The sequence below is a fragment of the Providencia stuartii genome, assembly GCF_029277985.1.
In the GTDB taxonomy this organism is placed as follows: domain Bacteria; phylum Pseudomonadota; class Gammaproteobacteria; order Enterobacterales; family Enterobacteriaceae; genus Providencia; species Providencia zhejiangensis.
Window position 1 is genome coordinate 2,017,560 of record NZ_CP119546.1, and the last position, 19,053, is coordinate 2,036,612.

A 19,053-nucleotide genomic window follows, 5' to 3' on the forward strand; every position below is an offset into this window, starting at 1 on the left:
ATAATATAATCTTTATTTATATAATCAAAATAATCGTTTTTTATAAATAATCATGTCATAATCTTTTTGAATTAAAATTAGTTGTTAATGTCTAATTTTGATTGCATACCGTAAAGATAAAATACAGAGAAACATATGTACGCTAAAAATCTATTCTCCCTAAAACTGCTCCATCCTAAATATATTATAACATGGTTGGGAATCATCCTATTGTTTTTATTAGTTCAATTACCTTACAAATGGCTTTTGTGGCTTGGTGCATTTCTGGGGGAAAACTCGAAGTATTTTATTAAAAGAAGAGTTTCAATTATAAAAAGAAACTTAGAGCTATGTTTTCCAAATAAAAATAGTAAAGAAATAAATGATCTCGTTCATGAAAACTTACGATCTTTAGGTATTGCATTATTTGAAACGGGAATTGCATGGTTTTGGAGTGATAAAAGAGTTAAAAAATTATTTCAGGTAAAAGGAATTGATAACTACCAAGAAGCCATTGCGAAAAATAAAGGTGTCATTATAGTTGGCGTTCACTTTATGTCGCTGGAGCTGGGGGGGCGGATAATGGGTCTCTGTTTTCCTGTGAACGCTATGTATCGGCCGCATAACAATAAAGCGATGGAATATATTCAAACTAAAGGTCGATGCAGATCAGGCAAAGGGATGATTGATCGTAAGAATTTAAAATTTATGGTCCAAGAATTGAAAAGTGGGAAAGCAATATGGTTCGCACCCGATCAAGATTTTGGTAAAAAAGGAACGGTATTCGTCCCCTTTTTCTCAGTTCAAAATACCTCAACCTCAAAAGGCACATCAACACTTGCGCAACTGTCTCATTCTCCAACACTTACGGTAACACTGCTACGGAATAAAAATGGTGTGAATTATGATTTAGTGTTAGGTAAGGAACTGATTGATTATCCAACTAATGACACATTACGTGATGCGGCAACGATTAACTCTGTATTAGAAAAAGAAATCATGAAAGCGCCAGAACAGTATTTATGGGCACATAGACGGTTTAAAACAAGGCCAGATGGGGAGCCTTCTCTTTATATTTAAAAGAGAGCATGATGATCTAAGGCGGATATCCACCTTTGACAGTGATGATTATGGTTAAGTTGTCTAGGCAGAGTTTGAAGGTGTTTTTATGGACAATGATGAATAATCATTAATTTTATTAATGGACGTTATTTGTATGTTGGAAAATTCGTTTTGGTCATTAATTTAATCAATAAAAATCTAGCTAGTTTAATTGAAGTTTTGAGCATCTAGTCAGATGGTTACAAAGATTTCTTTATGAATAATGATGATAAAACCCTCATGTCGAGGGTTTTAATATTAAGTTAAGATAGTAATGCGTTATGGTCCTTCACCACCGGAATCAATACCACCTATTCCTGGCGTATAGTTGATACAAATTGCTTCGCCAGTGAGAGGGTCAATACTTGGATTTGGCGGACACCATGTTACCGTTTCAGTGGCATAAGCTGCGAAAGCTGATGAACAAAGAATAGTAAGTATAAGCAAGAAACTTTTCATGATAGTCTCCTCTGTTTGTGGGGGGTATGTAAATTTTATTATTAATAATATGCAGAGGATAAATCAGCTATTATTTATTGTGATGAACATCAATTAAATTTAGTTTTATTTAATTGATTGATTTTAAATGGCAATTAAAAGCCAATCGATAATTAGAATGAATTTTAAGGCGACATGAATATAAAACAAATGGCAGGTTTTATTTGAAATTAAAAGTGAGAATAAGATCTTTTTTAATAATAAGATAGTTGAAATAAAAAGAGGTATATAGCTTTAGGCTAAAGGCTTATTCTTCTGAGAGGCTATCTTGATAGGTGAATTCACTTAAAAAATTTCATGTGGCCTTAATAACCAACGGTATGATATGTGACAACAATTGGATTTAACATGATGACTCATATGTATTAAGGTTAATAAATTCTATTTTTATCAGAGGATTAAAATAGTCAAGCTTATAGCATTGAATACAAAAAGCAGTGCTATTGTTATATGCCCATAAAATCCTATTTGTTGGCTTTTGTTCGCGTTTTTTACCTATAATTAATTTTTTCATGGCTTTTTTGAAGAATAGACTTGAAAAGAATGTGTAATGACAAAATATGTATTGAACAATGTTTTTAAATAGATGGAAATTAAATATGAATAATATGAATTTTGTTCAACAGGCTCTTACAAGCGTACTTGGCAAAGAAATTGGCTCAGTTGCGGTTATTGAACAATATTTTTCACCGAATTACATCCAAATTGTTGATGGTAAGCAAATAGATTATGATGAATTTGTTGCTCATCTCAAAGTACTAAAAGAAGCCACCAATAGTATTACTATCACGATCAAATCTATTGCTGAAGGGCAGAACTGTGTTCATACTCAGCATATTGCACATGCAGAGAAAAAAAATGGAGAGGTGAGTGAATTTGAAGTGTTCGCTTGTTTCCATTTATCAGACGGGAAAATTATTCGTTGTGAAGAACTCACGAGAATGATTTCTGGCGCAAAAAGCGATGGTGATCTTGGTTCAAGAGTATAGTTATTATTGAGGAATACAACAAAATTATCGAGTGATGGTGAAGAGTAGGCACCATCACTCTGCGGGTGATTATGAAGGATAGTTTAATACTAACCCGACACCAACCTCTTGAATTTTAGTATATTTTGAAAGATGAATTTTAGCTGCTAAATCAGTGCAATGACAAGGATGTATCTGTTTAGCATCAAGTTGGCTAAAATAGTCACCAGTTTGGTTTAAGACTTCATCAGAAGCTTGTTGTAAATGGAACCCACCGATAACAGTGACTATTTTATCCATTTTGGTAACTTTTTTCGCATATTCAACGATATTACAAATACCTGCATGCGAGCAGCCTGTAATAACGATTAGGCCTTCAGACGTTTTAATCGCTAATGCACTGTCATCCCATACATAATCATCAATAGGCTGATTGTTATTATCAACTGTCGTACCAATAGGTTCTTTTCCTTCAAAAGTATTAGTTCTGGGAATTTGTCCTAAGAATATAACATTATCAGTCAGATAAAATGGCTTAACGGTTTCATGGTTTTCAAAATAAGCCGTTAATACAGCTTTAGGAATATTAGCGCCGATAACTTTATCACCAAAACGTTTGGGAAGAAGGGCATCTGGATGATAGATCAGACGTATTTTTTTGGGGAAAAGGCTGTTACGACGGTCATAGTGTTGTATTAAATGATTTAGCCCCCAAGTATGGTCATTATGTCCATGTGATAAGGCTAAGTCAGTGATATTTGCTAGGTCTATGCCCATTGTGTGTGCATTATCGATAAATATGTCTGAATAGCCAGTATCAAAAAGAATTTGATGTCCATCAGCATCAATATGATAGCAAACTCCGGGTTCACCACAAAAATAGCTATCAATAAGGGTATTATTATCAACAAGAACGGATATTTTTATTGTCATGTTAACTCATTATATATTTGGTTAATCTCTTATTAGCAACATCGTTATATCAGAATAAAGCCAAAAAATAACTTATTAAAAATGCTTTCTATGTGCAAGAAAATTACGAAGGTAGTGACTAATAAGCCACTACCCAGTTAAAAAATTAAATATTTTGAGTTCAAGTATTCTGTGTTTCTAATGTGTTAGAAGTCGCATCAAGGTGAAATATATCCATAATTTCTTTTAGTAATTCAGATTGTTTTTTTAAAGATTGTAGAGAACTCTGTAATTCCTTAGTCATTGTTGCATTAGCTTGGGTTGTATTGTCCAGCTCATTAATGGCAAGATGAATTTGTCCAACGCCGTGGGTTTGTTCAGTGGATGCATGAGAAATACTTTGGATCATATCATTAATATTGGATGTACTTTTCGCAATGGAAACAATATTGTCATTAGCATCCGCGGCAAGTTGAAAGCAATGATGAATTTTCTCATTCGAATTATCGATCAGCGTTTTAATCTCTTTAGAAGCTTGGTTACAGCTCATGGAAAGCTCGCGCACTTCATTAGCGACGACGGCAAAGCCTTTACCATGCTCACCTACACGCGCGGCTTCTACAGCGGCATTTAAAGCCAGCAAGTTAGTTTGAAAGGCAATATTATCAATTGTAGAGGTAATTTTGCTAATTTCTTTCGAAAAATCGACGATATCATCCATATTTTCAACTACATCAGAAATAAGCTCATTGCTTTTGTCAATCGTTATGCTGGTTTTCTCCATTAATTGGCATGATTCATGAGTATGGGCGCTATTAAGTTTAAAAGAGGAATCGAGTTCTTCTATACTTGCCGCAGTTTCAACTATTGCAGCTGCTTGCTGATCTGCTCTAATAGAAAGATCTTGATTCATTTGTGTAATTTCATTTAGTTCGTTTTTTATACTATGCGCGTTTGAATGGATATTCTTGACAATATCGATCAGTTTTTTTTGCATGTTAGAAACATGTGATTTAAGTAACTTTATTTCAGCAAGGCCAGTGTGATCAAAATTGTGGTAAAGAATGCCTTGGCTGACTTTTTCGATGCCGTCAATGACTTGGTTTAGAGGACGAATAAATAGATATTGAAGAATGAAGCGAATTAATAATGTGACTAGCGTTAGAATCACAATGACCGTAATGATACCTATAATGCTTTTTCGGTATAGCTGTTCACTCGCAACGGATATTTCATGATAGCTTTGATTGAGATTTTGGTGATAATAATTGAGGTTTTGTTCAAATGCATCTTGAAACTTTTGTGTCGGTTGATTCAAAAAATCATACGTTTTGCCTTGTACTAAAAAACTGGACAACTCTATTAGCGCGGTTCTTAGTTCAGTATAACTTTTATCTAACTCATTAAATATTAACTCATTTTTATTTTGTGATAAGCTGGCGAATTCTAGCCATTGCTGTTCTGTATCCTCTATTTTTTCATGAAATTGTTTGACTAAACTATCAACGTCAGTATTTGCTGTTTGCATTTTATTAATAACTAATAAATGTCTTGAACTTGCTCTATTTATAGTATTTCTCGCTTGTAAAAGAGATTGCCATGTCTTATTTAACGCGGATTGCTCTTGATAAATGTTGTCCAGTTTATCGACGGTTATTTGGTAGTTTTTTAGATAGCTAAAAAATAACCAACAAGAAGAAAGCAATAATACAATCAGTAATCCTGATAACAGCCAAATGAGTGTAGTTGTTTTAAGACCTGAAAACGAAAATCGGAAATTAGGTAATTTAGTTTTTTTTGCAATAGCAGACATCATTGATTATTTCCTTACATACTGTCGATAACATGCTTGAGCATGTACAAATAAACTACTTGATAGATATAAAGTGATGACCAAATAGATATAAACAATCTGGCAATACCTTATGGCAGTCGTACAGAAGTCAGGCGTAGGCACTAATCAAAGATATCGGCAAAAACAGTGTATACTTTATATTCAAAAGGAAAATAATTTAAATATATACAGAAGCTAACTTAATGTTATTAAAAATAACTTATTGTTTTAAAATTGTATTGCCCCATGTTCCTCAGGTAAACTTAACGTGACTCGATGCGGTATAAAATCGCTGAGTATTTTTGCTTGTTCAGCGATAATGACGTTCAATAATTGAATAACATGAAGAGGTCATAATGTTTTCATTATTTATAAAGTGCTCGTTAGGTGCGCTTGCAGTTTTAATTATTGCTTTATTATCAAAAAGTAAGCTGTTTTATATTGCTGGTTTGGTTCCTTTATTTCCAACTTTTGCATTAATTGCACACATCATAGTGATTCAAGAGCAGGGAGCGTTAGCTTTACGTAAAACCGCACTATTTGGCTTGTGGTCATTAATCCCTTATATGTTGTATTTATTAACAGTTTATTTGTTAGCGATGAAGACTTCAGCGTGGGTTTGCTTAGGCGTTGCAACCCTCAATTGGATTTTAGCCGCAGCCATATTGATCTATCTTTGGCAAATATATCAATAACTTTGCAAGCAATATAAGTTAATCTCTTATACAATAAGCAACAAAAGCAGATGATATAGGATTAAATTATTTTTTTAAGGTGATTATTTTTCTGTCGCAATTTGTTACAATTTACTATAATAAATCAGTTTACATTTCATAAAAATCACTGTGAGAAATATGTTATTAAGAAGCCTAGTGCTATTGCTTATTGTGGGTGGTGCCTATATTGCCGGTATTATGACTGATATCGCTCAGGTATCAGAATTCGACACTAAGAAAAAAATTGAAAATTCAGTGGAAGATTTTCTTGCTTATCCAACTGCGGCCCAATATAGAAACGTTAATTATCATATGCTGAACAAAACGGCAGATGGTGAAGAGACGGGGTATTATTGTGGGGAAGTCTTCGGGTTTAAGAATGAACTCCCTTACGGTTTCAAGCGCTTTATTGTTAGGTATCATAAAAATGCGGTAGGCAAAACGATGGTATCTATTCCCTTTGTTGAAGAAATAGATGACATTATTCCAAAAGAACAGTTTGAATTAGTGTGGGCGAGATATTGTCAAGATAACAATCAGGCTGATCTAACAGAAAATCAACCTGAATAATTTCAAATTAGGCGACTTTAATGGCGAGTGTTGCTAAGAAAGTCGGTAGATAATTATCGATGACAAATCGTGGATTAGGTTGCCAGTCTTCTAAAAAACCTGCGATATTAAAACCAGCATTTATTTGCCCACCAATTAGATCAGTTAATGAATGACCAAAGACAAAAGCTTCCTCATTGTGTTGTTTCAAGCTAATTTGCTCTTCCGTAAGTACTTCTATTTCAGAAAAAGGCAGTTTATAAATAGGTTTAATCAATTGTTGTTCACGTAGCTGTGGATCACGATCACCAATAAACACAACAGGATTAAAAAAACTGGATAGCAATCTTCCCTGTGGTTTTAAGACTCGCTGACACTCTTGCCATACAGGATTGACATCTGGAATATAGAGATTTGAGATAGGGTGAAAAATAAGGTCAAAACTATTATCCGTAAATAGATGTAGGTCACGCATATCTCCTTGGACAGTTTCTAATTTTAGGTTATCTCTAATCGCAACTTGCCTATCTTGCTCTAATTGTTTGTCGGAAAGATCAAATACGGTCACATCCGCGCCAGCAGCGGCTAAAATAGGCGCTTGTTGCCCCCCAGCAGAAGCGAGACACAGGATCCGTTTACCTTTAATATCACCTAACCATGCTTTAGGTAGGGGAGAAGGGGTTAAATGAATTTGCCAATCGCCTTGTTTTGCTTTGGCTACCGTTTGTGAGTCAACAGGAATAGACCAAGGCTGCTGTTGCTGCGCTTGTTTATCCCACGCTTTTCGGTTAGAAGTTAAAAAATCAGTCATAAAAGAGTACTCCATAATACACATTTTTCTAATGTAACCGATAATGGCGGAAATAAAAACAAAAAATGTACTTTCTAGTACATAAAATAACGCAAAAAGATCAGCATGGCCTATTTATAAGTATCGAGCCATTAATGAGTGACAAGATAATAATCTACATTATTAAAAGTAAACTGAGCCACTTCCTGCATACCTATTTTTTGATGAGCAATTAAAGAGCGTTGATTACTGGCATTAATAAAGGCAATAGGATTTCCTGCATGCTTGGCACGAAGCGCATCAAAAAGTGCTTGGAGAATACCCTTTCCACGATAGGTCTTATCAATACATACAGGACCGTAAAACCAATTATTTTCCATTAACTCACTAAATTGTTGTGTAATATATTTAGCAAGAGGCGGCAGAGTGTCCGCATATGGGCTAAAACTGAATACAACACCAACGATGAAATTCTTATCATAAGCGACTATCGTATGGATTGAGTGAGTAAACATCATCTTAACTTTACTTAATGGGTAATCCCCTAATAGTCCACCGCCTTGAGATTCTGAATTAGCTTGTAATAATTGAGCAACATTTTCACAATCGGTTATCTGCATTAAACGATATTGAATAGGCATGTTTTCTCCAAAGACGATTTGAATAATGATTAATAAAGCAGGAGTTATCGAAATAAGATGATTGAAATGGCCTTTTTATGATGATGTGAAAATCGATTGTTATAGATTTTATTGTTATTCTCAGCATAATGTCATCATTATTTACTACCCGTTATTTTAAAATGCTTGCTAAATCTTATCCTATTTTATTGCTCATTATTTCGAATGTTTTTATGATGTTTGCGTGGTATGGACACCTAAAGTTTACCGATAAACCATTGTATAGCATTATTTTTTTTAGTTGGCTAATCGCACTTGTCGAATATTGCTTCGCTGTGCCTGCTAACCGCCTTGGGCACCAGTATTACAGTGCTGCGGAACTGAAAACAATGCAAGAGGTGATAACACTCTGTGTGTTTGTGATTTTTTCAGTTCTCTATTTAGGCGAAAGTATCACAATTAACCATATTATTGGTTTTCTTCTGATTTTTGCTGGCGCATTCTTTATTTTTAAAGGTCCATTCTGACGTCTTGCTTAATAAGCGCTCTGTGTCATGAGAAATGTGCGATATTGGCTAACAAGTTAAGCTTGAGTATGATGTTGAATAACATGAAGGAAAGAGGGATAGCGTTGCAAGAGAGAAGTGTTATACCTTGCTGACCATTACAGGAACAAAATAAAGATAAGCGTTGCTGTATAACGTTGAATGACGGATTGACTGAGTTGACTCTGGGCTGAGTGTTAGAAAAGTCTGGGTTTGAGTATGGGCTAATGGGATGTGAAATGGGTTTGTTGTTCTGTGATGTATTTCATTAATCCCCCCATACACCTAGTATGCGGGGGAAGCAATTTAAACTATACCCAACCTTTTTCGCGGAACTGTTTTAATATAATAACAAATTGTTCCATTTCTTCAGGTGTACCTAATGTTAAACGACTCCATCCTAATGCTGGTGGAAATTCTCGGCCTACCATCACATGGGCATCTGCCATTCTTTGCTGATAAGTTTTTACATCACCTTTTACTTTATGGAAAAGAAAATTAGCTTGAGATGGCGCATAGGTAATTCCTAATTCATTTAATGCAGTCTCAACAATTTTTCTGGATAAATTATTTGATTTCAGACTATATGCAATAAATGGCTTATCTTTCAATGAAGCTAGTGCGGCAACTGCCCCTGCTGTATTTGTATTATCTATAGACAAAAATGCATCAATGGCTGCAATGACTTCTGGGTTAGCGATTCCGTAGCCGACTCGAAGTCCCGCTATAGCAAAAATTTTAGAAAATGTACGTGTCACGATAAGGTTTTTGTGACCTTGTTTAACCAGTTCAATTGCACTGGTAAATTTAGGATCTTCCACATACTCAGCATAGGCTTCATCTAGGATAAAAAATTGTTTTTCTGAAGCATGACTAATCCATTTTGCTAATTCACTGGCAGGGGTGATCATTGCTGTTGGGTTATTTGGATTACAGATGTAGATAATAGACAATCCATCAAACTCATTTGCTAGCTGTTCCATCTTTTGCAGGTCAAAAGTCAGGTCTTCTTTTAACGGCACTTTAGTAATTTTTCCACCGAGTGGGATGCTGTATAGCTCAGCATAGTTAAAGGTTGGATCCGGTGTAACAAGTTGAAAGTTGATATTTTGTTTTTGTGCTTGTGCTGCCAGCATAGCGATGGCGGCTTGAATTGTTTCTGAAGAACCGTTCCCAAGAGAAACATGTTTATCAGATAAAGCGTACTGTTGCCCAATAGCGGTAATCAATTCCGCGCGAGCGCTATCTGGATAGCGAAAAGAGTTCGGTAAAGCGGCCACAACGGCATCTTTCGCTTTCGGGGACATGCCTAACGAGTTCTCGTTAAAATTGAGCAGTAAAGGGTGTTGAGCATCAAGTACAAGAGGGCTTTTAGTTTCAGCGATTGCTTGATTTAATAAAGTTGTGCTAGCCAATCCGCCCATGATAATTGAGCTTGTTTTTAGAAAAGAACGACGATCCATGGTGTTTCCTTACAATAGAAATAGTACAAACTGGATTAGTTATAATTGTTAATTGTTTACTTGTAAATAATTATTTAAAAAAAATGCGTTTTTATTCATTTCTATGCATGAAAATAGATGTGTGGATACGGGGTGGATATATAACGATATGATAAATATGAAAAATTATTCATTACTGTTTTTATCAAAATACTGGGCTTTTTTACTTTGAATTTATATCGATGTGTAATAGATTACATATCGATATTGGAAGATAAAGTCGGAATACAAAATGAAGTTATTTATGTTTTATATTGGTGGAAATGCAGGTAAATCAAATATTGAAGTGCATGATGTGCAATTTGTTGTCGCTCAACAAGCAACAGATGCATGGCCAGCATTAAGGGAAGCGTGGTTCGGTGATAAGGATAAAGTCCACATTGATGGCTATGCAATTATTGATTGGGTGGATGGCTATAGAATTGAGTTAAGTCGCGAACCTTCTGTAAGTTCACAGCGGTTGTATTTTGTTAATGTTGGAGGATATCAATCATCTACTTTAGCGGAACTCCATGAGTTTGATTTGTTTGTTGCAGAATCAGCAAGCGCTGCAAAGCAAAAAGCGATTCATTCACTTTTAGTTAATTGTCAGCAGCAGCATAAAGATAATTTAAAGGATGTTGATGATTGTCTATTGCTCAATCAGGTGGGTGAGTATTACATACATTTAGTTGAGCAACCAAACGGTGAACATTTTAAACCTGAATGGCAAGGTTATCAGCCAATAGGGATTTAAATTTTTAGTGACTGTCATTTTGTCACTGAACAGGGCAGTCTTGCTGCCCTGATTGAATTATGGATTTTGAGAAGAGTCGTTATTTAAAACTTCGATAACGGAAACACGAATAAGGTATTGCTTACCATTTTCTCCTTTAGGCGTATCTTCCGCAATTTTTTTCAGTGTTTCAGAGGGTTGCGCTGTTTGAATTGAGGTTGAGTACTGCATCATGCCATTATGTCGCCCTGAATGAGTATAGTGACGAGGACCATCACAAGGACGATTATTATATTGTTGTTGATTGTGATAACTGCCTCTATGCCAAGTGCCATCACAATAATTATTGTTATATGCAAAAGTTGTAAAACTTACGGCAAATAGGCTTGCTGAAATTAAAAGAGGTTTAAGATAATTCATAATTATACTCCTATTGGGTATCTATTAATGATTATTGTGGCTCTTTTATTTATTATTTCAATCATATTTACCTAAATGGAGGTATAAATCATAATTTCATCAAAATCCCTCTTATTTTATTCACAATGAAAAGAAACTGTTTCAGTTTTTAAAATAAAGTGATTAAGGTGTATTTTCTATTATAAAAAATACAGTTTGTTAATTTAGAAATTTATTTTTTGATATCAATCTTAGGTCGTAGCGATAGTATATAATATAAATAAACCCAATGTTTTCCTTTAAAATCAATGGTTTTTGTTTTTTTTGCTATAAGTCAGTGAAAAACTTGGCGAGTTTACTCAATGAACTAATAGAGGCTATGGCGATATCTTTATTATAGTCATCACATAGAACTAGTAATCTATTAATAGCTTCTTGTTGTTCAATTGAGCATTTATAATCACCTAATGCATTGATAGCCGCGATTTTAACATCATTATTTGAGCCATAGGTGAGGTCAACTAAGTTTTTCACTATTTTTTCTTTCATTTGGTTTATGTTGGTTAAATGAGAATTGTTTCTGGATTATAATGTTGAGAGTGAAAATTGAAAATGTTTTTTTTATTAATATATAATGAAAATTAATAAAAAAAGAATATTAAAGTTTATTTTTTATTTTTATATAAATATCTTTTCAAATAATTTATTTTAACTATATATCTATCATAAAGATAACCAAAATAAAGGTCTGTTATCCCATTGAGGGATAGAATGGAACCAAATTTAATGAAGCGTAAATTTGACTCATTTTGTTCACTTTCCCCCATTTAATACAGTTATAATTAGAGATAAAAGTAAACGCAAAGAAGGGTTATCTGTTGAAACGTGTAAAAACCAAACTGTTTATTGTGATCTTGATTATTATTGCTGGCTTTATATATCAATATGTTACATCAATAAATGATGCAGATATTCAAAAAATGGCTCAGCAACTTGTTGAACAAAAGTTGCCTTCACAACAGAAAGTGACCTTCAAGGATGTTAAGGTGGTGAAGCGGAATCACTATAAAGAGGGGGAAGGCGTTCGCGTGTGTGGTATGTATCAACTGAATGATAACAGTTCAGCTTTGCCTTTTGTTGCGAATATTGATGTGCGTGATGGGAAATTTTCTGGATACAATCAATTATTATTGAGTGATACTGAAGCAAACCAAGCAGCAATAACCGGTATCTGCCAAGAGAAACAACAGTAAATCAGAAAGCGTCGATAAAATGCGCTCAATATTATCTGAACAAATATTGAGCGCATTTTTATATTGATGATTATTTGGCTTTGTTTAGAAGCAATTCAGTTTGGATCTTACACGCTGAAATAGAGTCATTTAGCGATGCGGTAAATTCATCTTGGTTTTTAAATTGACTTTTATTATCACGGACTGCTTTGATTGCGACATCTAAGTTTTTTTGCAAATCAGCTTCGTTAGTCTCTAATTTGGCAAGATCAACATTTTTGCTCTTTAATTGGCTAAGTGTATTTATTGCTAATTCATTGCTGCTTTTATCTGAACGATAAGCATCGTTAAGCGCTTGGCCAGTGACATCACAGTAGTCATTGGCAATTTGGCTAATGTTAAGTGGTTCATTAGCACCCATAGCAATGACAGGGGCAAAGCATACAGCAAGTAAAAGACGTTTCATGGCAGTACCTCTAGTTTTACACTAAATGAGATTTAACTTTATAGGGTAACGAACTGAAACTATAGCAGAATAGGCTGAAAAGGTCTTAGTTTACGTATCTTTTCGCATTTTGAAACAAAAAAGAGCCAGTAAAAATACTGGCTGCCATAATGAGCAAAAGCAATGTAAATGAAAATTACGTTATATAATCTATCATATAACGGTGGAAAGAAAAGGCGTTTCGCTTTTTAAGCAGGTTAGATTGCTACAAACATGATCTTGATCAGAATTAAAAATGAGAGGAATAATCAAATAGGATAGATATTGTTCACCGGCCTTCAAATGTCGTGAACGTTTAAATTAAAGGCCGGTAAGCATGAGTCAAAAATAATTATTTTGACCAATGGCCATGATGAAGAACATCTTCAACCAGTTCATGGAGAACAATATGTGCTTCTTTATCATCATGGAAACCTGAAGTGTCGAATGTTGTTGCACCACTGTCATGAACAATATATAGGTCACTACCTGGGTAGACTTCTAACACTCTAGCGCGTAATTCAGCGGTAAAGGCATCATAGAGGTTTTTAGATACTGCATCATCAGAGATTTTAATGGTGATTTTCATTTTTTAACCTTCAATAGGGTTACGATTTAGCTGTAAAGTTTATTGTGTTGCACTAATAGAAGCAATGGCTATTTATCATTGTCTTTTTTCGATTATTTTCGGATAGGTTCAGGCGCGTATTTTATCAACACTCTCCCATGAGTGTTCGCGTTCATACCAAATAACAAATGATTGAATAAAAAATTAGCATTATTGATAAATAGATTTATTGGCCTTATTAGCTGAATAACTATATTCAGGAATATAGTAAGTTCATTTTATTACAGCCATTAATATGAGAATATGACTATTATATATGCAAATAAGATAAGGTGTTGGCAGAATAAAAAATCAATTGATTAACTTTTTTATGATTGGTTGGGTTGCTTTGTAATCTATTGATAAATATTAATAATAATTGTGATTAACCCAAGGATGTTAAGCGTGGCGATAATAAAATTTGATCTAACATATTCTCAATACAGAAAATGTTTTACATAAAAGATAAAAAAATATAGTTTTATGATCCTTTGTTCTGTATTTAATTAGGGGCGCTATAAAAAGTGAGTTTATATCGTGAACTTTGTATGCCTGAGAGATGGAATATCAAAAGGCTATCATTATATAAACAATAATCTTTATTTATATATTCATATAAGGAGAATAGTTTGGTAGAAATTGTAAATTATCTAAATAACATTGTTTGGGGCTCTCTCCTCATCTATTTATTACTTGGTGTGGGTATTTACTTTACTCTTCGAACAGGATTCATCCAGTTTCGCCATTTTGGTCATATGTTCGGTGTTTTAAAAAATAGCAACCAGTCCAGTAAAGCGGGGATATCTTCTTTTCAAGCCTTGTGTACCAGCTTAGCCGCAAGAGTGGGAACCGGAAATTTAACGGGGGTCGCTATTGCGATAACGGCGGGTGGTCCAGGTGCTATTTTTTGGATGTGGGTTGTGGCGATGCTAGGAATGGCAACTTCCTTTATTGAATCTACACTTGCACAATTGTATAAAACGAAAGATGACCAAGGAAATTATCGCGGTGGCCCTGCTTATTATATGCAAAAAGGGTTAAATCTTCGCTGGATGGGCGTTCTCTTTTCTATTTTTTTAATTATTGCATTTGGGTTGGTATTCAATGCCGTTCAGGCGAACTCTATCGCACAAGCAACGGCTGTAGCATTTGATTTTAACCCTCTATATGTTGGTATAGCCCTTGTCGTGATGAGTGGTGTTGTCATATTTGGCGGATTAAAATCAATTGCAAAGGTTGCTGAGTTTATTGTTCCGATCATGGCGTTAGCGTATTTGATACTTGCATTTTGGGTTCTCGGTCATCATATAGAGCGGCTACCAGATGTCATCATGCTAATTATCCGTAATGCTTTTGGATTACAAGAAGCTGCTGGAGGAGCAATTGGTTATGGCGTAGGTCAAGCTATGACACAGGGGATTCAGCGCGGTTTATTCTCGAATGAAGCCGGAATGGGATCAGCGCCGAATGCTGCCGCTTCAGCAGCACCATATCCACCGCATCCCGTATCACAAGGTTATGTGCAGATGCTTGGTGTTTTTATGGATACAATCGTGATTTGTAGCGCGACAGCCATCATCATTCTCTCTTCTGGTGTTCTTGACAATCCAGTTGAAAAGATTAATGGGATTGAGTTAACTCAGCTTGCCTTATCGTCAGTTGTGGGGAGTTGGGGGTCGACATTTATTGCAATTGCTATCTTCTTTTTTGCATTCACCTCTATTATTGCCAATTATGCTTATGCAGAAAGCAATATGATATTTTTAGAAAATAATCACACGACCAGCTTATTTATTTTGCGTTTGGCAGCATTAGCGATGGTGATGTTTGGGACGTTAGCGGAAATGCCGCTTATTTGGAAAATGGCTGACTTATCGATGGGGTTGATGGCAATAACTAATTTAATTGCAATTTTACTGTTATCAGGAATAGCCTTTAAGTTGGCTAAGGATTACGATCGACAAAGAAAAGCGGGAGGAATACCGACATTCGATATTGACCAGCATCCAGAATTAAAGTCCCAAGTTGAACAAGGTATTTGGGAAAAAGAACAAGTGCAACAGTGGGTTGATAAACAATCAGTCTAATTATTACACAATAAGAGTCATGTTTTTAACACTGGCTCTTATTGTGTTTTCCATTATATAAACAGTATTAATAATACTTGCTTTCTAATTGTTTGAGCTTTAAGGTTTTTCTTATAGGTGAACAAGGCAATTATCCAACCGAGAAAACAATGAATTTAAAGCGGTATGCAGCAACATTTTATGGTGTGGTCTCGATTTTACTGTGGAGCACAATCGTAGGGTTAGTACGCAGTGCGAGTGAAAATTTTGGTGCTGTTGGCGGGGCGGCATTAATTTACAGCTTAGGAACAGTGATTTTGGTTTTATTCATGGGGTTGCCCAAAATTCACCTTTATCCTAAACGCTATTTAATTTGGGGCACGTTGTTATTCGTCAGTTATGAAATCTGTTTTGTGCTTGCATTAGGGTTAGCGCGAGACCGCCAACAAGCGATAGAACTCGGTATGGTGAATTATTTATGGCCAAGTTTTACAATTGCGTTAGCTGTCTTTTTTAATCGGCAACGATTTACCTTGCTTCTTGGTATTGGGCTGTGCTTAGCGTTTGCAGGTTTAATTTGGGTTATTTCCGGTGATCAACCTATTTCTATTGAAGCTATAGCGAATAATATTTCAAGCAACCCTGTCAGTTATCTTTTAGCTTTTGTTGGGGCGATTCTTTGGGCGTTTTACAGTAATGTGACGAAGCGTATTTCAGGTGGGCACAACGGAATGGTGCTGTTTTTTCTATTGACAGCCGTGGGATTATGGATACTGTTTGCATTTGAACCAGATAAACATTTTCATATTTCGTTATCAAGTATTTTATTACTCGTGATTGCATCATTAGCGACAGGTGGAGCAAATGCTTTATGGACGTTAGCCGTGATTAGAGGCAACGTGGCTTTTTTAGGAACGCTATCTTACTTCACCCCAGTAATATCAACCGCTTTTTCGTCGATGCTATTAAGTACAACATTGACTTTAGGTTTTTGGCAAGGTGTCGTAATGGTAACACTCGGGTCAATAATTTGTTTTTTAGCGACTCGGCGTGCTTCTCTTGTCAAAGTTTCAGTGAAAAGCGCCCAACAAAAATAGAGGGCGCTATAGAAAGGTGAACGGATTAATTAAGCAAGTTCATCATTGAGTTGCGCAGGTTTACCTGAAAACATTTTTCCGATAAATAAAGAAATAATGAAAGCAATGATCCCCGGTATTAGCCAGCCCATACCTTGTTCAAACAGCGGTAAATGACTCACTAAAAATTGTTTAACGCCTTCGCTGAGTAATGCCATATTGTTGAGCGTATCTAACAAGCTCATGAAGACAATAACGGCAATTGTGATGCCATAAGATACTCTTGGTGCCGCCATATAACGTCGAGCAAATTGCAAGAACACAATCGTCACTGACGACGGGTAAATCATCAGTAGAGCAGGGATAGTGACTCTTAACAGCGTATCCAGGCCAAAGGTTGAAACAATGGTCGTGAGTAGTGTGAAAAAGACGACCCAAAAACGATAGCCTAAACGATGATGGAAGGTCGCAAAATAGTCCGCACATGCGCTAGTAACACCAACCAGTGTTGTCATACTGGCTAATAAAACAATGCCACACATAATCCATGTGCCAATTGAACCAAACAGTGCATCAACGTAGCGTGAGAAGATTTGCCCACCATTTGTCGCGGTATTCGCGACAACTTCACTGGTCGCACCAAGATAGAATAAACAAATGTAGAGAGCCGCCAGTAAGCTCACGGAAATTAAACCGGCTTTAATGGTGATAAAAGCAACTTGGCGAGGTTCAGTGATTTTTTTCGAGGCTAATGCGCGAGCTACGATCCCACCAAATGCCATTGCGGACAATACATCCATAGTTTGGTAGCCATCAATAACACCGCCAAAGAAGGCGTAATCCGCATATTGCTTCACGGGGGCATTAATTGGAGACAGCGGCTCCACAACGACAGCGATACCTACAACCACTAAGAGAACAAGCAAAGCCGGTGTCATGAATTTGCCAATAGCGCTGATCATCGTACCTTGCTTAAGCATGAAAAACAGCGAACAAACGTTGAAAATCAAAGCAAAGGTCAAATGAGATGCTGTACTTTTTTCAATAAATCCTAAAGGGATAAAGCCCATTTCAAATGCCGTATTTGTTACCCTAGGCATGGCAAAAGTGGAGCCAACAATTAAGTACAGAGCAACCCAAAAAATAACAGCGACCCATTTGGGTAAATCAACGGACAGTCTTTCTCCTCTGCCTTTAACGGCGACAGTGACCAGTGTCATGAAAGGCAGAATAACACCTGTGATAATAAAACCGAGCGAGGTACTAAACCAATCGGTACCGGACTGATAGCCTGCCATTGGAGGAAAAATGATGTTGCCAGCGCCTAAAAACAGCGCGAAGACCATCATCCCAAGAATTACCATATCTTTAGTTGAAAACATTTTACTACCTGTTTGTAATGTTTATTTTGCAATGAATATTTTAGTATTACAGTATTTTTAAGGGGGCAGATAGTATCAAATTTAGAGAAGTAAGTAAGGTTTTGCTGTTGAATTATATTTTTAACAGCAGCGAAATTAAGAGGGTGATACGTAAATGAATGGTATTATTTTGTGGTATATCTTCATTTGGCAGTGAAGTTCACTGCCAAACAGATTATTGGTGGTTGATAAATTTATTTAGTGCAACAGCAACACCATCTTCATTATTGGTTGTTGTAACAAATTTTGCGATGTTTCGAACATTATCAATCGCATTTCCCATCGCGACAGGTACTTTGGCATATTGTAGCATTTGCACATCGTTATTTTGATCACCAATACTCATGACTTTATCGGGTGTGATGCCGAGTTTCTCACAAATCAATTGTAATGCCGCGCCTTTACTGGCTGTTTTGTTCGAGATTTCTAAAAAGTAAGGGCTTGTATGCATTAAAGAGTAACTTTCAAAAGCGTCTTCAGGAATATAACCGATACCGACACTGAGCTTTTCAGGCTGGTCGACCATCATGAACTTTGTAAATTTCAGGTCAGTGTCCATTTCATTTGCAGGGCAATATACAAGAGGTGTATTGGTCAGATAGGCATCGTGGACCGTGTAATGGCTGATATGACGATTCGCTGTAAACATGGTGTTTTGTGCAAGCGCATGCATATGTACACCCACATCGTTAGCAAGGGAGACAAAATATTGGTAATCAGCGAAATCAAGTAAGTTTTCAATTAAATGAGTACCATCATTGGCTTGATGAATGACACTCCCATTATTACTAATACAGTAATCAGATGCGTTATCTAGCCCGAGCTCTTTAAGGTAAGGGGATATCCCAGAAAATGGTCGCCCAGATGCGAGTACAACACGAACACCTTTATTTTTAGCCTGAATGACGGCATCTTTGACAGCGGGTGTAATTTGGTGCTGAGAGTTGAGTAAAGTACCATCTAAATCAATCGCTACCAGTTTGATAGACATCAACGCCTCCGATTAATGATATTTAATTGAAATACCTTACTCTATTTA

21 protein-coding genes are annotated in these 19,053 nt (G+C 35.8%); 9 read left to right on the plus strand and 12 right to left on the minus strand.

The window, feature by feature from the left end:
- Nucleotides 1-135: 135 nt before the first annotated feature.
- Entirely contained in the window at nucleotides 136-1,059 is a 924-nt protein-coding gene (lpxL, locus tag P2E05_RS08770; protein WP_272657900.1) for an LpxL/LpxP family Kdo(2)-lipid IV(A) lauroyl/palmitoleoyl acyltransferase, read from the plus strand.
- A gap of 300 nt (nucleotides 1,060-1,359) precedes the next feature.
- Here the strand turns inward: lpxL and P2E05_RS08775 are convergent, their stop codons facing one another.
- Nucleotides 1,360-1,539, minus strand: a complete 180-nt coding sequence (locus tag P2E05_RS08775) for a hypothetical protein (RefSeq protein WP_154622787.1) — start codon at nucleotides 1,537-1,539, stop codon at nucleotides 1,360-1,362.
- A gap of 638 nt (nucleotides 1,540-2,177) precedes the next feature.
- On the opposite strand from P2E05_RS08775, the gene P2E05_RS08780 reads away from it, so the two are divergent.
- Nucleotides 2,178-2,567: a nuclear transport factor 2 family protein gene (locus tag P2E05_RS08780; RefSeq protein ID WP_196713174.1), complete on the plus strand. Its 390-nt coding sequence runs from the start codon at nucleotides 2,178-2,180 to the stop codon at nucleotides 2,565-2,567.
- A gap of 69 nt (nucleotides 2,568-2,636) precedes the next feature.
- Here the strand turns inward: P2E05_RS08780 and P2E05_RS08785 are convergent, their stop codons facing one another.
- Together P2E05_RS08785 and P2E05_RS08790 are read right to left on the minus strand one after the other, a co-directional pair.
- A complete protein-coding gene (locus P2E05_RS08785) occupies nucleotides 2,637-3,479 on the minus strand; it encodes an MBL fold metallo-hydrolase (RefSeq protein WP_154622864.1) in 843 nt (280 codons plus the stop codon).
- A 160-nt stretch (nucleotides 3,480-3,639) separates the two neighbouring features.
- Nucleotides 3,640-5,274: a methyl-accepting chemotaxis protein gene (locus P2E05_RS08790; RefSeq protein ID WP_196713173.1), complete on the minus strand. Its 1,635-nt coding sequence runs from the start codon at nucleotides 5,272-5,274 to the stop codon at nucleotides 3,640-3,642.
- A 374-nt stretch (nucleotides 5,275-5,648) separates the two neighbouring features.
- Between P2E05_RS08790 and P2E05_RS08795 the strand changes: the two genes are divergently transcribed.
- Nucleotides 5,649-5,987 carry a GlpM family protein gene (locus tag P2E05_RS08795; protein WP_154622866.1) on the plus strand — a complete coding sequence of 113 codons (339 nt, stop codon included), beginning with the start codon at nucleotides 5,649-5,651 and terminating at the stop codon, nucleotides 5,985-5,987.
- A gap of 159 nt (nucleotides 5,988-6,146) precedes the next feature.
- Entirely contained in the window at nucleotides 6,147-6,578 is a 432-nt protein-coding gene (locus tag P2E05_RS08800) for a hypothetical protein (protein WP_154622867.1), read from the plus strand.
- 7 nt (nucleotides 6,579-6,585) lie between these two features.
- Here P2E05_RS08800 and P2E05_RS08805 read toward each other — a convergent pair whose 3' ends face one another.
- Nucleotides 6,586-7,368 carry a class I SAM-dependent methyltransferase gene (locus P2E05_RS08805; RefSeq protein ID WP_154622868.1) on the minus strand — a complete coding sequence of 261 codons (783 nt, stop codon included), beginning with the start codon at nucleotides 7,366-7,368 and terminating at the stop codon, nucleotides 6,586-6,588.
- Nucleotides 7,369-7,499: 131 nt separating this feature from the next.
- On the minus strand, nucleotides 7,500-7,988 hold the full coding sequence (locus P2E05_RS08810) for an N-acetyltransferase (RefSeq protein ID WP_272657901.1): 489 nt from the start codon (nucleotides 7,986-7,988) through the stop codon (nucleotides 7,500-7,502).
- 161 nt (nucleotides 7,989-8,149) lie between these two features.
- Here P2E05_RS08810 and P2E05_RS08815 point away from each other — a divergent pair, with 161 nt between their 5' ends.
- Nucleotides 8,150-8,494 (plus strand): DMT family protein, encoded by a 345-nt coding sequence (locus P2E05_RS08815; RefSeq protein ID WP_154622869.1) that lies wholly within the window; start codon nucleotides 8,150-8,152, stop codon nucleotides 8,492-8,494.
- Nucleotides 8,495-8,823: 329 nt separating this feature from the next.
- Here the strand turns inward: P2E05_RS08815 and P2E05_RS08820 are convergent, their stop codons facing one another.
- Entirely contained in the window at nucleotides 8,824-9,975 is a 1,152-nt protein-coding gene (locus P2E05_RS08820) for a pyridoxal phosphate-dependent aminotransferase (RefSeq protein ID WP_154622870.1), read from the minus strand.
- 271 nt (nucleotides 9,976-10,246) lie between these two features.
- Here P2E05_RS08820 and P2E05_RS08825 point away from each other — a divergent pair, with 271 nt between their 5' ends.
- A complete protein-coding gene (locus tag P2E05_RS08825) occupies nucleotides 10,247-10,750 on the plus strand; it encodes a DUF1543 domain-containing protein (protein WP_154623413.1) in 504 nt (167 codons plus the stop codon).
- Nucleotides 10,751-10,807: 57 nt separating this feature from the next.
- Here P2E05_RS08825 and P2E05_RS08830 read toward each other — a convergent pair whose 3' ends face one another.
- Both P2E05_RS08830 and P2E05_RS08835 read right to left on the minus strand, forming a co-directional pair.
- Nucleotides 10,808-11,149 (minus strand): hypothetical protein, encoded by a 342-nt coding sequence (locus P2E05_RS08830; RefSeq protein ID WP_154623412.1) that lies wholly within the window; start codon nucleotides 11,147-11,149, stop codon nucleotides 10,808-10,810.
- Between the two features lie 306 nt (nucleotides 11,150-11,455).
- A complete protein-coding gene (locus tag P2E05_RS08835; RefSeq protein WP_154635549.1) occupies nucleotides 11,456-11,677 on the minus strand; it encodes a HEAT repeat domain-containing protein in 222 nt (73 codons plus the stop codon).
- Between the two features lie 329 nt (nucleotides 11,678-12,006).
- On the opposite strand from P2E05_RS08835, the gene P2E05_RS08840 reads away from it, so the two are divergent.
- A complete protein-coding gene (locus tag P2E05_RS08840) occupies nucleotides 12,007-12,381 on the plus strand; it encodes a hypothetical protein (RefSeq protein WP_154622805.1) in 375 nt (124 codons plus the stop codon).
- Between the two features lie 70 nt (nucleotides 12,382-12,451).
- Here P2E05_RS08840 and P2E05_RS08845 read toward each other — a convergent pair whose 3' ends face one another.
- Both P2E05_RS08845 and P2E05_RS08850 read right to left on the minus strand, forming a co-directional pair.
- Nucleotides 12,452-12,826 carry a hypothetical protein gene (locus P2E05_RS08845; RefSeq protein WP_196713169.1) on the minus strand — a complete coding sequence of 125 codons (375 nt, stop codon included), beginning with the start codon at nucleotides 12,824-12,826 and terminating at the stop codon, nucleotides 12,452-12,454.
- 370 nt (nucleotides 12,827-13,196) lie between these two features.
- Nucleotides 13,197-13,433 (minus strand): DinI-like family protein, encoded by a 237-nt coding sequence (locus P2E05_RS08850; RefSeq protein WP_154622807.1) that lies wholly within the window; start codon nucleotides 13,431-13,433, stop codon nucleotides 13,197-13,199.
- 647 nt (nucleotides 13,434-14,080) lie between these two features.
- Between P2E05_RS08850 and P2E05_RS08855 the strand changes: the two genes are divergently transcribed.
- Together P2E05_RS08855 and yddG are read left to right on the plus strand one after the other, a co-directional pair.
- Nucleotides 14,081-15,538, plus strand: coding sequence for an alanine/glycine:cation symporter family protein (locus tag P2E05_RS08855; RefSeq protein ID WP_269723948.1), 1,458 nt, complete (start codon nucleotides 14,081-14,083; stop codon nucleotides 15,536-15,538).
- Between the two features lie 149 nt (nucleotides 15,539-15,687).
- Complete coding sequence (yddG, locus tag P2E05_RS08860; RefSeq protein ID WP_154624067.1) at nucleotides 15,688-16,614, plus strand: aromatic amino acid DMT transporter YddG; 927 nt, start codon at nucleotides 15,688-15,690, stop codon at nucleotides 16,612-16,614.
- 29 nt (nucleotides 16,615-16,643) lie between these two features.
- Here the strand turns inward: yddG and brnQ are convergent, their stop codons facing one another.
- Nucleotides 16,644-17,975, minus strand: coding sequence for a branched-chain amino acid transport system II carrier protein (gene brnQ / locus P2E05_RS08865; RefSeq protein ID WP_272657903.1), 1,332 nt, complete (start codon nucleotides 17,973-17,975; stop codon nucleotides 16,644-16,646).
- A 214-nt stretch (nucleotides 17,976-18,189) separates the two neighbouring features.
- Entirely contained in the window at nucleotides 18,190-19,005 is an 816-nt protein-coding gene (gene yidA, locus P2E05_RS08870; RefSeq protein ID WP_154624065.1) for a sugar-phosphatase, read from the minus strand.
- Nucleotides 19,006-19,053: the final 48 nt, after the last annotated feature.